The organism is Mycetocola sp. JXN-3 (assembly GCF_014522285.1).
Taxonomy (GTDB): Bacteria; Actinomycetota; Actinomycetes; order Actinomycetales; family Microbacteriaceae; genus Mycetocola; species Mycetocola saprophilus.
Map to the genome: position 1 here is coordinate 1,995,310 of NZ_CP041635.1, position 14,049 is coordinate 2,009,358.

The 14,049-nt window shown below is 66.0% G+C and carries 14 protein-coding genes and 1 tRNA gene; 8 read left to right on the plus strand and 7 right to left on the minus strand.

Going from position 1 to position 14,049, the window contains the following annotated elements:
- Positions 1–137: 137 nt before the first annotated feature.
- Positions 138–2,795 carry a DNA polymerase I gene (polA, locus tag C7C57_RS09155; RefSeq protein WP_187976179.1) on the minus strand — a complete coding sequence of 886 codons (2,658 nt, stop codon included), beginning with the start codon at positions 2,793–2,795 and terminating at the stop codon, positions 138–140.
- 125 nt (positions 2,796–2,920) lie between these two features.
- Here polA and C7C57_RS09160 point away from each other — a divergent pair, with 125 nt between their 5' ends.
- Both C7C57_RS09160 and C7C57_RS09165 read left to right on the plus strand, forming a co-directional pair.
- Entirely contained in the window at positions 2,921–3,076 is a 156-nt protein-coding gene (locus C7C57_RS09160; protein ID WP_156027375.1) for a hypothetical protein, read from the plus strand.
- 35 nt (positions 3,077–3,111) lie between these two features.
- Positions 3,112–3,543: a hotdog fold thioesterase gene (locus C7C57_RS09165; protein WP_030143356.1), complete on the plus strand. Its 432-nt coding sequence runs from the start codon at positions 3,112–3,114 to the stop codon at positions 3,541–3,543.
- 59 nt (positions 3,544–3,602) lie between these two features.
- Here the strand turns inward: C7C57_RS09165 and C7C57_RS09170 are convergent, their stop codons facing one another.
- On the minus strand, positions 3,603–4,211 hold the full coding sequence (locus C7C57_RS09170) for an ANTAR domain-containing response regulator (RefSeq protein WP_030143355.1): 609 nt from the start codon (positions 4,209–4,211) through the stop codon (positions 3,603–3,605).
- Positions 4,212–4,249: 38 nt separating this feature from the next.
- On the opposite strand from C7C57_RS09170, the gene C7C57_RS09175 reads away from it, so the two are divergent.
- Positions 4,250–4,335: transfer RNA gene (locus C7C57_RS09175), tRNA-Leu, on the plus strand.
- A gap of 143 nt (positions 4,336–4,478) precedes the next feature.
- Here C7C57_RS09175 and C7C57_RS09180 read toward each other — a convergent pair.
- The 5 genes from C7C57_RS09180 to trpD all read right to left on the minus strand — a co-directional run bounded on the left by C7C57_RS09180 (position 4,479) and on the right by trpD (position 8,648).
- Positions 4,479–4,880 (minus strand): SHOCT domain-containing protein, encoded by a 402-nt coding sequence (locus C7C57_RS09180; RefSeq protein ID WP_030143354.1) that lies wholly within the window; start codon positions 4,878–4,880, stop codon positions 4,479–4,481.
- A gap of 183 nt (positions 4,881–5,063) precedes the next feature.
- Positions 5,064–5,807: a dihydroxyacetone kinase phosphoryl donor subunit DhaM gene (dhaM, locus tag C7C57_RS09185; protein ID WP_187976180.1), complete on the minus strand. Its 744-nt coding sequence runs from the start codon at positions 5,805–5,807 to the stop codon at positions 5,064–5,066.
- Between the two features lie 34 nt (positions 5,808–5,841).
- Entirely contained in the window at positions 5,842–6,477 is a 636-nt protein-coding gene (gene dhaL, locus C7C57_RS09190; protein ID WP_187976181.1) for a dihydroxyacetone kinase subunit DhaL, read from the minus strand.
- A 52-nt stretch (positions 6,478–6,529) separates the two neighbouring features.
- Complete coding sequence (locus C7C57_RS09195; RefSeq protein ID WP_187976182.1) at positions 6,530–7,528, minus strand: dihydroxyacetone kinase subunit DhaK; 999 nt, start codon at positions 7,526–7,528, stop codon at positions 6,530–6,532.
- Positions 7,529–7,577: 49 nt separating this feature from the next.
- Positions 7,578–8,648, minus strand: coding sequence for an anthranilate phosphoribosyltransferase (gene trpD, locus C7C57_RS09200; protein WP_187976183.1), 1,071 nt, complete (start codon positions 8,646–8,648; stop codon positions 7,578–7,580).
- Positions 8,649–8,815: 167 nt separating this feature from the next.
- On the opposite strand from trpD, the gene C7C57_RS09205 reads away from it, so the two are divergent.
- The 5 genes from C7C57_RS09205 to C7C57_RS09225 all read left to right on the plus strand — a co-directional run bounded on the left by C7C57_RS09205 (position 8,816) and on the right by C7C57_RS09225 (position 13,852).
- Positions 8,816–9,484: a heme-copper oxidase subunit III gene (locus tag C7C57_RS09205; RefSeq protein ID WP_081863820.1), complete on the plus strand. Its 669-nt coding sequence runs from the start codon at positions 8,816–8,818 to the stop codon at positions 9,482–9,484.
- Between the two features lie 22 nt (positions 9,485–9,506).
- Complete coding sequence (locus C7C57_RS09210) at positions 9,507–10,328, plus strand: c-type cytochrome (RefSeq protein WP_187976184.1); 822 nt, start codon at positions 9,507–9,509, stop codon at positions 10,326–10,328.
- 41 nt (positions 10,329–10,369) lie between these two features.
- Complete coding sequence (locus C7C57_RS09215) at positions 10,370–11,437, plus strand: ubiquinol-cytochrome c reductase iron-sulfur subunit (protein WP_030143347.1); 1,068 nt, start codon at positions 10,370–10,372, stop codon at positions 11,435–11,437.
- Positions 11,434–13,056: a cytochrome bc complex cytochrome b subunit gene (locus tag C7C57_RS09220; protein WP_187976185.1), complete on the plus strand. Its 1,623-nt coding sequence runs from the start codon at positions 11,434–11,436 to the stop codon at positions 13,054–13,056. The genes C7C57_RS09215 and C7C57_RS09220 overlap by 4 nt, the downstream gene beginning before the upstream one ends.
- Positions 13,057–13,291: 235 nt before the next feature.
- Positions 13,292–13,852 (plus strand): DUF1990 family protein, encoded by a 561-nt coding sequence (locus C7C57_RS09225; protein WP_187976186.1) that lies wholly within the window; start codon positions 13,292–13,294, stop codon positions 13,850–13,852.
- Positions 13,853–14,049 lie beyond the last annotated feature (197 nt).

Consider the following 14,049-nt stretch of genomic DNA (forward strand, 5'->3'; position numbering starts at 1 on the left):
CGGCGACCGGCGACAGAACCGCGCGGGATAATCCCGGAGCGCCGCCGCCCGGGTCGCGCCCTAAATGCACAATTGCCCGCTCAAATGTCGAAAACGACATCCGAGCGGGCATTTTCATGCCGGGTACGGAGGGAGCCCTAGTGCGCGGCTGCGTCCCAGTTCAGACCGTGGCCCACCTGAACCTCGAGCGGCACGCTGAGGTCGGCGGCGGACCCCATGCGCTCTCGGACGATGGTCTCCAGGGTTTCGGCCTCGGCGGCCTTGACCTCGAAGATCAGTTCGTCATGCACCTGCAGCAGCATCCGGCTCTCCAGACCCTGCTCGCGCATGTCGGCATCGATGTTGATCATCGCGATCTTCATGATGTCGGCGGCGCTGCCCTGAATCGGGGCGTTCAGCGCCGCGCGGGCGGCATTATCACGAAGCACACGGTTGGCGCTGGCGAGATCCGGGAAGAGGCGACGACGACCGAAGATCGTGGTGGTGTAGCCGTCGATTTTGGCCTGTTCGACCACGTCGCGCAGGTAGTCGCGCACCGCACCGAAGCGGGCGAAGTAGTCTCCCATGAGCTGCTTGGCCTCGGCGGTGTCGATGCGCAGCTGCTTGGACAGACCAAACGCGCTGAGTCCGTAGGCCAGACCATAGGACATGGCCTTGACCTTGGTCCGCATGAGCGGGGTCACCTCCGCCGGCTCGACCCCGAAGATCCGGGCACCCACGAAGCGGTGCAGGTCCTCGCCGCTGCGGAACGCCTCAATCAGGCCCGCATCACCGGAGAGGTGCGCCATGATGCGCATCTCGATCTGCGAGTAGTCTGCGGTCAGCAGCGAGTCGAAGCCCTCGCCCACGGTGAATGCCGAGCGGATCTGGTGACCCACCTCGGAGCGCACCGGAATGTTCTGCAGGTTCGGGTCGGCCGAGGAGAGCCGACCGGTGCTGGTGCCGGTCTGAATATAGGAGGTGTGAATGCGCCCCTCCTCGTCGATCGCCTTGTCCAGGGTCTCGACGATCTGACGCAGCTTGGTGGCGTCGCGGTGCTCCAGCAGCAGCCCGAGGAACGGGTGCGGCGCCTTGGCCTGAAGATCTGCCAGCGAGTCGGCATCGGTCGAGTAGCCGGTCTTATTGGCTCGGGTCTTGGGCATGTTCAGCTGGTCGAAGAGGACCTCCTGCAGCTGCTTGGGCGAGCCCAGGTTGACCTCGCGACCGATCTCCGCGTAGGCGCGGGCGGCCAGGTCTGCGGCGGTCACGCCGAGCGACTCGGAGAGTCCGGCCAGGAGGTCGTGATCCACGGCCACGCCGAACTCCTCCATCCGGGCGAGGATCGGGGTCGAGGGGGTCTCGATGTCGCGCAGCACGCGGGCCGAGCCCTCGTCCAGCGCCAGGATCTGCGCGGCGGCCACGCGGGCGACGTACCAGGCCTTGAGCGCCGGGTTGTCCGCGTTGTCTTCGGGAACCAGCTGGTTGGGGTCGTCCACCGGCATGTGCTCATCGAGGTAGCGAGTGACCAGGTCGCCCAGGGTCTTGTCCGGGCTCGCCGGGCGCAGCAGCCAGCCGGCCACCAGGGTGTCGGTGCGCAGGCCCTCGAAGGCCAGGCCCGCGTGGGTGAACGCCTTGATAACGGGCTTGGCATCGTTGAGGATCTTGGGATCGGGACCGGCCAGCCACGCCTCAAACGGCGAATAGTCGGCGCTGCCGGCGTGCCAGGCGAGCAGAGTGGACTCGGTCTCGGAGGCGATCCCGATCGCGGTCGGCAACCCCTCAACCACATCCACGTGCAGCGCCAGACCACCCGGGTGCGCGGCGGAGTTGCGGGTCAGCCAGGCACCCAGCTCCTCATCCAGCAACTCCTGAACCGCGGGGGCCACCGCGGCCGGGGCCACGGGCTCGGCCGGGGCATCGGCCACGACACCCTCAAGCTTGAAGACGCGATCCAACAGGGTACGGAATTCCAGCCGGGCAAACATGTCGCGCACGGCATCGGCGTCGATCGGCTTGCGCTCAAGATCTTGAACGGTGACCGGCAGCTCTACATCGCGCACCAGGTGGTTCAGGCGACGGTTGCGGACGGCGTTTTCCTTGTGCTCGCGGAAGCTCTCGCCGACCTTGCCGGTGATGTTGTCGGCGTTGTCCAGGATACCCTGCAGGCTGCCGTAGAGCCCCAGCCACTTGACCGCGGTCTTCTCGCCGACCTTGGGCACGCCGATCAGGTTGTCGGAGGTCTCGCCCACGAGCGCCGCCACATCGGGGTACTGCTCGGGACGGATGCCGTAGCGCTCGTGCACCTTGGCGGGATCGTAGCGGGTGAGGTCGGACACACCCTGACGCGAGGGGTAGAGCAGGGTCACATTATCGTTGACCAGCTGGATCGCGTCCCGGTCACCGGAGACCACGAGCACCCGATAGCCGGCCTCGGTGCCGCGCACCGAGAGGGTGGCCAGGATGTCGTCGGCCTCGAAGTCCTCCTTGGTGATCGTGGTGATGTTCATCGCGGCCAGGGTCTCCTGCAGCAGCGGGATCTGGCCGATGAACTCGCTCGGGGTCTCCCCCCGTGTGCCCTTGTACTCGGGGTACTCACGGGTACGGAAGGAGAATCGCGAGATATCAAATGCCACGGCAACGTGGGTGGGCGACTCGTTCTTCAGCAGGTTGAGCAGCATCGAGATAAAGCCGTGGATGGCGTTGGTGTGCTGCCCGTCACGGGTCTTAAAGCTGTCGACCGGGAGCGCGTAAAAGGCCCGGAAGGCCAGCGAGTGGCCGTCGATGATCAGGAGGGTAGGCTTCTTGTTTTCCGACACAGCCCCAGCCTACAAGGGACCCCCGTCACGGCGATATCCCCCACGCCGCCCGGGCAGCCGTTCCCGCCCGGGCCAGTGTGGGAGTATCGGGGGGACGCCGATCCCCATCCCCGAAACGAGGAATCATGACCGACTGGAACGTTGACGACTACACCCCCGCCGAACTCGCCCAGCGTGCCCGCACCAAGCGCCGCCGCGCCTGGATCGCCGGAATCGTCGCGTTTGCGCTGGTGGCCAGCAGCCTGCTGGGAACCCTGGCCGCGCTCGGGATCCTCTCCTAGGCTGGACCCATCCCCTCCGCATCGAAAGGCAGCAGATGACCGACACAACCTCCGCCGACAACCCCGGCATGCGCTATCTCGTGGAGCGTGGCATGGGGGCCCTGGCCGAAAAGATGAACATCGAGTTCACCGAGTTCTCGGTCGAACGCTCGGTGGCCACCATGCCGGTTGAGGGCAACACCCAGCCGATCGGCCTGCTCCATGGTGGTGCCTACGTGGTGCTGGGCGAATCGCTCGGCTCGATGTCCGCGAACCTGTTTGCCGGCGCCGATCGGGTCGCCGTGGGGGTGGACATCAACGCCACCCACACCGGCTCGGCCACCTCGGGCATCGTCACCGGTGTCTGCACCCCCATCCACCTGGGCCGCACGCTGACCGTGCACGAGATCGTGGTGACCGATGAGAACGGCCGTCGCTGCTCGACCATCCGGATCACCAACCTGATCAAGGACAAGCCGACGCGATAGCCGCAGACAGCAAAACGGGCCCCGTCCTTCGACGGGGCCCGTTTTTGTTGGGGTGTGTGTTAGCTCTTGGCGCTGAGCTGCTCGATGATGGCCTGGGCCACATCGTGCATGGTCAGACGGCGATCCATGGACGCCTTCTGGATCCAGCGGAACGCCTCGGGCTCGGTCAGGCCCATCTTCTCGTTGAGCAGGCCCTTGGCGCGATCCACCAGCTTGCGGGTCTCGAAGCGCTCGACCATGTCGGCGACCTCGGCCTCAAGGGTGAGGATCTGCTGGTGGCGGCTCAGGGCGATCTCGATGGCCGGCAGCAGGTCGTTCGGGGTGAACGGCTTAACCACGTAGGCCAGCGCGCCGGCCTCGCTGGCACGCTCCACCAGTTCCTTCTGGCTAAACGCGGTCAGCAGCACCACCGGGGCGATGTTGTTCTTGTGCAGGCGCTCGGCTGCCGAGATGCCGTCCAGCTGGGGCATCTTCACGTCCATGACCACCAGGTCCGGACGCAGTTCGGTTGCGAGGGCGACGGCGGTCTCGCCATCACCGGCCTCGCCTACCACCTCGAATCCGTTGTCGCGGAGGATCTCCACGATGTCCATACGGATGAGGGATTCGTCCTCGGCGACAACAACGCGTCGCGGGGCGGGGGTAGAGGTTGCTTCTTGCTCAGTCACGGTTCAATTGTACGATACAGTTTCAGATATCGACGTTAGCCGGTGTGGCGGAATGGCAGACGCGGAGCACTCAAAATGCTTTGTTCGAAAGGACGTGTGGGTTCGAGTCCCACCACCGGCACCACCACGGCCCTCGCAGAAACTCCCCACCGGGAGGATGTGCGAGGGCCATTTTTATGCCCCGGCGTGTCGGAACCCGCCCCGCGCCAACGCAAACGGCCCCCGCACCCTCTCGAACGGAGGGGGCGGAGGCCGTGACGCTCGGCGTTAGGCGCGGGCGAGAGCCTTGGCCTTGAGGTGAGCGAACTCTTCCTCGCTGATGGCACCGTCATCAAACAGCGCCTTGGCGGTCGCGATCTCATCGCTCGGGGTCGCCTTACCGGCGGCCTCGCGGATGTACGCGTCGGCGGCGTTCTGAGCCGAACGCTGAGCCTCGGCGGAGCGCTGGGCCATGCCACTACCGCGGGCGATCAGGTAGACCAGCAGCGTCAGGATCGGGATAAAGATGAGTCCCACGATCCACAGAGCCTTCCAGCCACCGGCGAGCTTGTGGTCACGGAACAGGTCCGAGATCACGGCGAACAGCGCGAACAGATAGCTCACAAACACCACGATGTAGAGCAGCAGCGCCAAAACGTTCCAGAAGTTTTCCCAGATGCTGGAAGCCATAGCAGTCCTTTCGATTGATGGTCGAGCCCCCTAAAAACACGCTCGATCCGCCTCCGACAGTACTGCACGCTCGTTATCCGGCGCAGTCATTTACCCACGGTTACGATGACCCCAAAACGGGGCACGCGGAAGGCGCGCGGATCCTCTCCACGACACGCCCGCGGGCCCGCGTTGGGACAAAATTCACTTCCCGGGCGCGGCGCTGCCCCGATCACCAAATCCAGACTCGATCAGATCCGCCAGCGCATCAACCGCCACGCGACCGTCGGGGTCCGGGGAGGCGATCTCGGCCTCGGCACCGGGCATCAGTCCCAGGGACATGATCTGCAGCAGGCTCTTGCCGTCGCGCCCATTAACCGTGACCGCGACCGGGAAGGTAGCGGCCAGCTTGGCAAACTCCGCCGCCGGGCGCGCATGCAACCCCTCGGGGTTGGTTACCACGACGCTGCGCGCATAACCCAGGGCGGCCACATCGGGCCGGTGTTCCTCGGCCGCCAGCGCGTCGGCGCTGCCTACGGCGTCCGCGGGGCTCCCATCCCCCGCCGTCAGCGCGGCGGCGATCACGGCCGCCAGATCACCGCCCTGCTCGGCGGCGACGGCCGCGGCCACCGCCCCCTCGACCAGCGGGGCCGGGGAGACGTGGGCGCGCGCGCGACGCTCGGCATCGAGGAACTCGATCGCCGACTCGGCCGTCATGATTGCCGAGCCCAGATCCGCCAGGACCAGGACGCCGGCACCGGCATCGGCCCCGGTGAGGGCGTCGCTCACCCGGGCAAAGTCGGTCCCGAGCCCACCCTCGGCGTCCCCGCCGGCGTCGAGGATCGTGATGCTCGGGGCCATCTGGCCGGCAAGCTCACGCACGCCCTCGGCGATGCGTCCGCTGTGGGAGACGATGACGAGTCCCACTCGTGTGGACTTTGCGGTCATCGGATCCATCCGTCCGCGCGCACAACCCCTCGGGTCACGAGCGAACCGCCGCGGCCGCGGCCTCGAGCAGCAGCGCGCTGGAGGCAGCCCCGGGATCGCGGTGTCCGCGGGAGCGCTCCCCGAGGTAGCTCGCGCGCCCCCGCTTGGCCACCATGGGCTCGGTGGCCTCGGCCCCGGCCTCGGCACCGCGGGCGGCTGCCTCGATGACCTCCTCGACCGAGCCTCCCGCGGTCTGAACCGCCCGGGCCTCGGCCTGTGCGGCAAGCCATGCATCCAGCATCGTCTTGTCTCCGGCCTCGGCACCGCCGCGGGCGGCGATCCCCTCGGCGGCGGCACCGATCAGGTCCACCACCCCCTGGGCATCGAGTTCGCTGCGTCCCTGGAGCGCCTCGGCGGCCCGCATCAGCGCGGTCCCGTAGAGCGGTCCCGAGGCCCCACCCACGGTGGAGATCAGCGTGTGGGCCGCGGTGCGGAAGAGTTCGGCCGGGGTTTCCCCACCCGGGCTCGAGAGCAGCTGGCCACGCACGGCACCAAAACCGCGTGCCAGGTTCTCGCCGTGATCACCGTCTCCGATCAGGCGGTCAAGCTCGCTGAGGTAGGCACGGTCGCGATCGCAGACGTCGCCCGCGGCAACCAGCCACCGGGCGGCCCATTCGGCATTCAGGGTCATCTTTTCTCCTTCACTGACAAAAATCATTCTCGGCGGGCACCGTCGCGGCACGCTAGGGCGCGCGCAGCACCGGGGTGTCCACCGGGGCGTCCCACAGCGAGAGTAGCTCGGGATCCAGCCGGGCGATGCTCACCGAGACGCCCTGCATATCAAGTGCCGTCACATAGGCACCCACCAGGGAGCGGCCAATCACATAGCCGCGCCCCTCCAGATCTCGGGCGACGCTGTCAAAAAACAGCGCCAGCTCCCCCGGCGGGGTCCCGCCCATCCCGTTCACAAACACCAGGAGTGTGTCCGCGGGCGTGGCCCCCAACTCGGCCAGGATCTCGGTCAGCAGCAGCTCGGCGATCTCGTCGGCACGCCCCCGGGGTACCCGGTCACGGCCGAGTTCGCCGTGGATGCCGATGCCGACCTCCATCTCGTCCTCGCCGAGGTCAAAGCTGGCCACGTCCGCGAGCGGTGAGGTCCCCGCGCGCAGGCCCACCCCCATCGAGGCCAGGTTCGTATTGATCCGTTCGCCGATGTCCACCAGCGTCTCCAGGTCGTCGCCACGCTCGGCGGCGGCCCCCAAAATCTTGAGGGCCACCAGCATGCCGGCGATTCCCCGACGGCGATCGGCCGGGATCAGCGAGCCCAGCCCCACATCGTCGGACACCACCACCAGGCGTGCCGGAATCCCGAGGGCGATGCAGCGCTCGGCGGCGAGTTCAAAGTTGAAGCGATCCCCCGAGTAGTTCCCCACCACAAACAGCACCCCGGCACCCGCGTGGGTCGCCTGCACCACCTCGAGAATGGATTCGGGCGTGGGCGCGCTAAAGATCTCACCGGGCACGGCCCCGGCCAGGGCACCGGCACCCACAACCCCCACGTGCAGGGGTTCGTGTCCGCTCCCCCCGCCACCGATCACGGCGACGGTACCCGGCAGCAGCGGCTCGGCGCGCGCCACCCCGTAGCCGGTGCCCACGCGCCGCAGACGCGCGCCATGGGCGCGCACAAAACCGGCCACGGCCTGCTCGGTCACCGCGCGTGGATCATTCATCAGCTTCTTCACCGATATCTCCCAAAACTCGCGCCGCCGGGCTTGTGGCCCGGTGCGGCGGCTATGCCGTGTGCTCGGATCGACGCGACGTTGCGGCGACCCACTGATCCAGCTTAGCGAGGGCAGCCCCGGAATCAACAGCCTCGGCGGCGACCTTCAGGGCGTCCCGGAAGCGGGCGAGGATCGGCTGCTCCATCTGGGTGTGATCCTCGGCGAGGCGGTAGGACACGATGCCCGCCGCCGCGTTCAGCAGGACGATATCGCGCACCGGTCCGACCCGGCCGGCCAGGGTTTCGCGCACGATCTCGGCATTGCGCACCGGATCGCCACCCACCAGGTCCTCAATCCGCGCCCGGGCGATCCCCAAATCCCCGGGGTCGAGGTCGTGTTCGGCGATCCGTCCGCGGGTGATCTCCCAGATGTGCGAGTGTCCGGTGGTGGTGAGCTCGTCGAGCCCATCGTCCCCGCGGAACACCAGCGCGGTTGCCCCGCGGGTGCGGAACACCCCGGTGATCAGCGGCACCCGGTCGGCCTGGGCAACGCCCACGGCCGAGGCCTCGGGGCGGGCCGGGTTGGTCAGCGGGCCCAGGAAGTTGAAAACGGTGGGAATCCCCAGCTGGGCACGGACCGGTCCGGCGTGGGCAAATCCGGGGTGGAAAGCCGAGGCGTAGGCGAAGGTCACGCCGGTCTCGCGGGCGACATCGGCCACGGCGGCGGGTGCCAGCGAGAGGTCGATGCCGAGGGCCGCCAGCACGTCACTGGAACCGGAGGCGGAACTCGCGGCGCGGTTACCGTGCTTGATGACCGGGATCCCGGTCGAGGCCGAGACGATCGCCGCCATGGTGGAGACGTTCACGGTCCCGAAGCGGTCCCCTCCGGTACCCACGATGTCGAGTGCCATCGAGTCCAGCGGCAGCGGGAGTGCGTGCTCCAGAATCGCGTCGCGGAAACCCACCACCTCATCCACGGTCTCCCCCTTGGAGCGCAGGGCGACCAGGAATGCGCCAATCTGCGCCGGAGTCGCCGCTCCACTCATGATCTGCTGCATTGCCCAGGTCGCCTCGGCGACACTGAGGTTCTCGCCGGACAGCAGAGAGGTGAACAGGGAGGGCCAGGTGAAGGTATCCAACATAGGTCAAGCATATTGGTATCCGCGACGCTCCGGCCCGCAAAAACCTTTATGCCGACGTTTTGCCGACACCACGACCGGAAAGCCGCGGAATCTCGGACATTCAGGGTGAATTCACGGCGAAAACTTAGGTAGCCCTAACCCCTTGTGAAGGTCCAGCGAGACGGGAAATGGCCAATACTCGCCCGCAAATCAGCCATAATGGAGGAGTGACGAGCACTTCTTTGAACTATGCGGCGAAAGCCCCGAAGATCAACAGACCCAATAACGTAGCCGTGGGCACCATTGTGTGGCTGGGTTCAGAGGTCATGTTTTTCGCGGGTCTGTTCGCGATCTACTTCACCCTGCGTTCCGTAGCCCCCGAAATCTGGGCTCACGGAACGTCCGTACTTAACGTGCCGTTCGCGCTGATTAACACGTTGATCCTCGTATCTTCCTCCTTTGCCTGCCAGGCGGGCGTGTTTGCAGCCGAGCGTCTCCAGCCGCGGTCGACCGGGCCTAAGCCGAGCCAGTGGGGAATGGTTGAGTGGTTCTTCCTCACCTATGCCCTTGGTGCAATCTTTGTCGCCGGCCAGATCTGGGAGTACGCCACCCTGGTCAGCGAGGGAGTCGCGCTGAACTCTGACGCCTACGGATCCGCGTTCTACATCACCACCGGATTCCACGGCATTCACGTTATCGGCGGACTGATCGCCTTCCTCCTGATCATCGGTCGCGGCTACGCCGTGAAGAACTTTGGTCACAAGGAAGCCTCCAGCGCCATCGTTGTGTCCTACTACTGGCACTTCGTTGACGTTGTGTGGATCGCTCTGTTCCTCGTCGTGTACGTCCTGAGATAACAACCGAGAGCCTAATAAAGCCATGTCACGCAAAACTTCACGTCCAGCCGCCGGCAAGAGCCGCCGCACCGGTCGCCGTTCCCCGGCTGCCGCCGCGGCGCTTATTGCTGTCGGCCTGCTGTTCACCGGCGGCGCCTACGCCGCGGTGAGCGCAACCACCGCCAACGCTCAGCCCGCGCCGGCCGCAGCCAGCCAGTCCAACGTTGAGGACGGCAAGAAGCTGTTCCAGGCGAACTGTGCCACCTGCCACGGTCTCGAGGCCCAGGGCACCAGCGACGGTCCCAGCCTGATCGGTGTGGGTGCCGCCGCGGTCGACTTCCAGGTCGGAACCGGCCGTATGCCCATGCAGGGCCACGGACCCCAGGCTCAGAAGAAGCCCGTTCAGTTCACCCAGGAGCAGATCAACCAGCTCGCCGTGTACGTCGGAAGCACGGCTCCCGGCCCCTCCATCCCGGACGCCAAGTACCTGGATGCAGACGGTGACGCCGCTCACGGTGCGGAGCTCTTCCGCATCAACTGCGCCATGTGCCACAACGTGGCCGGTGCCGGTGGTGCACTGACCGAGGGCAAGTTCGCCCCCAGCCTGGTCGGGGTTACCCCGGCTCACATCTACGAGGCAATGATCACCGGCCCGCAGAACATGCCGGTGTTCAACGACATGAACATCTCCCCCGAGGGCAAGCGCGACATCATCACCGCGCTGAAGTACCAGGAGAAGATCGGTAACCCCGGTGGTATCGGACTCGGATCGCTCGGCCCGGTGGCCGAGGGTCTGTTCATCTGGATTTTTGGCCTCGGCGCCGTTGTGGCGCTTACGGTCTGGATCACGGCCAAGTCCAACTAGGACGGCCCTGATCATGACACTGCAATCACGTAAGGAGCACAATGGCACAGGACGATAACAGCGGCAAGGATCTCGCCGCTGCGAACTCCTCTTCCCATGACCTGCTGCCGGAAGATTCCGGCACAGGCGTGGTGAGCCCCGACGCCGTTGAGAACCCGGGTCACCCGGAACACCGTCAGCGCGTCACCGACCTGAACCCGAAGAAGGAAAAGCAGGCCGAGCGCACTGTCTTCATCCTCTTCTTCCTCTCCGCCGTGGGAAGCCTGTGGGCGGTTGCCGCCTACATGATGTTCCCGATCGACGGTCAGATGGAACTGGTTCGGTCAAACAACCTCTTCATCGGCCTCGGTGCCACCCTGGCCCTGATGGCCCTGGGTATCGGAGCCGTCCACTGGGGTAAGGCCCTCATGGCCGACCACGAGTCCGTGGACCACCGCCACCCCGTGCGCGGTACCGACGAGACCCGCGCCCGCGCCATCGAGATCTTCGAGGAGGCGAATGAGGAGTCCGGCTTTGGCCGTCGCTCGCTCATCCGCAACTCGCTGATCGGCGCCCTGGTCGTCTTCCCGCTGCCCGCCGTGGCCCTGTTCCGCGGTCTGGCACCGTACGACGAGGACCCGGTAGAGCTGCTGCACCACACCATGTGGAAGAAGGGCACTCGCCTGGCGCGTGACCCTTCCGGCGCGCCCATCAAGGCCTCCGATGTGACCCTGGGTTCGGCGTTCCACGTCATCCCCGAGGATCTCAACGACGCCAAGGACGTGCTGAACGAGAAGGCTAAGGCCATCGTTCTGCTCATGCGTCTGAAGCCCGAGGACCTGAACGAGCTCCCCGAGCGTAAGAACTGGTCCTACAACGGCATCGTTGCTTACTCGAAGGTGTGCACCCACGTGGGTTGCCCGGTTGCCCTGTACGAGCAGCAGACCCACCACCTGCTGTGCCCCTGCCACCAGTCGCAGTTCGACGTGGCAAACCACGCGACCGTGATCTTTGGTCCGGCCGCCCGTCCCCTTCCGCAGCTCCCGATCACCGTGGACGATGAGGGCTACCTCGTCGCTCAGAGTGACTTCCACGAGCCTGTCGGACCGAGCTTCTGGGAGCGTCATTGAGTACCGCAACGGCCGCACCGACGGCCCCCGCTAAGCAGTCCGGTGGTTTCACCGGCAAGGCTGCCAACTACCTCGACGAGCGCACGAGCATCTCGGGCGCCGTCAAGGAGTTCGGTCGCAAGATCTTCCCGGATCACTGGTCCTTCCTCCTCGGAGAGGTCGCGCTCTACAGCTTCGTTGTGATCCTGCTGTCGGGAACCTTCCTGACCTTCTTCTTCGACGCAGCCATGACCCACACCACCTATGAGGGCTCCTATGCCCCCATGAACGGTGTGCACATGTCGGCCGCTATGGCTTCGACCCTGGACATCTCGTTTGATATCCGCGGTGGTCTGCTCATGCGCCAGGTCCACCACTGGGCCGCCCTGCTGTTCGTGGCCTCGATCGGTCTGCACATGCTCCGCGTGTTCTTCACCGGCGCGTTCCGCAAGCCGCGCGAGATCAACTGGGTCATCGGTTTTGTCCTCTTCGTGCTCGCCATGGCCGAGGGCTTCACCGGTTACTCGCTCCCCGATGACCTGCTCTCCGGTAACGGTCTGCGCATCATCGACGGCATGATCAAGTCCTTCCCGCTGGTCGGCACCTGGATCTCCTTCCTCCTGTTTGGTGGAGAGTTCCCGGGTGAGGACATCGTGGGTCGTCTCTACTCGCTGCACATCATGATCCTGCCCGCGCTGGTCATCGTGTTCATCGCCCTGCACCTGATGTTCCTGATTGTGCACAAGCACACTCAGTACCCCGGCCCGGGCCGCACCGAGGATAACGTGGTCGGCTTCCCGATCCTCCCCGTGTACGCAGCCAAGGCCGGTGGATTCTTCTTCATCGTGTTCGGTGTGATCATGGCCTGCGCGACGTTCTTCCAGATCAACCCGATCTGGAACTACGGACCGTATGACCCCTCGCCCGTGTCCGCGGGTACCCAGCCCGACTGGTACATCGGATTCGCCGACGGTATGCTCCGTCTGGCCCCGCCGCACCTCGAGTTTGTGTGGCTGGACCGCACCTGGAGCTTCGGAATCCTGCTGCCGGTTATCATCCTGGGTCTGTTCATCGTGACCGTCCTGATCTACCCCTTCATCGAGGCGTGGGTCAGCGGCGACAAGCGTGAGCACCACCTGCTGGACCGCCCGCGTAACGCCCCGACCCGTACCGCTATCGGTGCTGCCGGTGTGACCTTCTACGCGGTCATGTGGGCCGCCGCGAGCTCGGACCTCATCGCCACCCACTTCCGGGTGACCATGGAGGGTGTGATTCACACCCTGCAGGCCCTGCTCTTCCTCGGACCGGTCATTGCGTACTTCGTCACGAAGCGCATCTGCCTGGGTCTGCAGAAGAAGGACCGCGAGATCGCGCTGCACGGCTACGAGACCGGACGCATTGTCCGCCTCCCCGGCGGCGAGTACATCGAGGTTCACGAGCAGGTATCCGACTATGAGCGCTGGGATCTCGTGAGCTACAAGGACAACGCTCCGGTTATGCTCCGCCCGAATGCTCAGGGCAAGATCACCGGTTCGATGCGCCTGCGCGCGGCAATGTCCCGCTGGTTCTTCGAGGACCGGATCGCTCCGGTCACCCAGAACGAGCTGGACCAGTCGCACGGGGACGACGAGCACCACTAGGCGCTCCCCCACACAGCACGTCACAGAAGAGTGCCGGATTCTCCACTGGAGGATCCGGCACTCGGTGTTTAACCGGGTGTGTGCCGCGCACCCACTCCCCTCCCCCGCGGCGCCCAGGTGCCCCCTGAGCGGTCGTCTCTGAGCACCGGGTATTCTGGGGTGACTTCGACCGTGCGACCGCCCGAGCCGGCGCGATAGACCGCGGACCGATCCATCCACCTCGAATCGAGCCAACGTGACGCCCTCCTCCGCTCTGTCTCCGCCACACTATGGCGGCTCGGAAACGCCCACGGGGTTTCGCGAGATTCGCTACGACCTCCGGGTGGGTGTGGGGGCGGCGCTGCACGCCCGGGTTCTGGCCGACGTCGACTCCTGGCGGCTGCACCACGAGTCCGGACTGTTGGTCTGTGCTACGGGTGCGGCATCCGATATCGTGGGCGCGACCATTCGGATGCGATACCGGCCATTGCCGCGTTTGGTTCCGATCACGCTGACCACCGTGCACTGCGAGATCCTCTGGGCCGGCATTCCGCCCGAGGGCCCGGGGCTCGATCTCATGCCCGGATCCCTCGCCCACGGCTTCGGATATGAGGCGGACCCCCGGCACCGCGAGGAGGGGCAGGAGCACTTCCTGATCACCCATGAACCCGACGACGCCGTCTGGTTCCGTCTGCGCGGCTTTTGGCGGCCGCGTGCGCCCCGCTGGAGCCCGATCTATCCCCTGACACTCCTCGGGCAGTCCTACGCCTCGCACGGCTATCTGCGCGCGCTCAGGCGGCTCACGCGCAACCGCTGAGCCTTCGCCCGCCGATGCCGGCTGCCGCGTAGGTCGCTCATCATCGAGCAATCCGTGCTGCGGCTCCGTGTGCTGCGGCAAGCTGCGAGCTGGAGGCAGCTGCTATGCGCGGCGGTGCGCCGCGTACTGCGGCTGGGTCGTGCCTACTCGGGTGCCGCGGGTACAACAAAGCGGGCCCGCCTCCCAAAGGGAAGCGG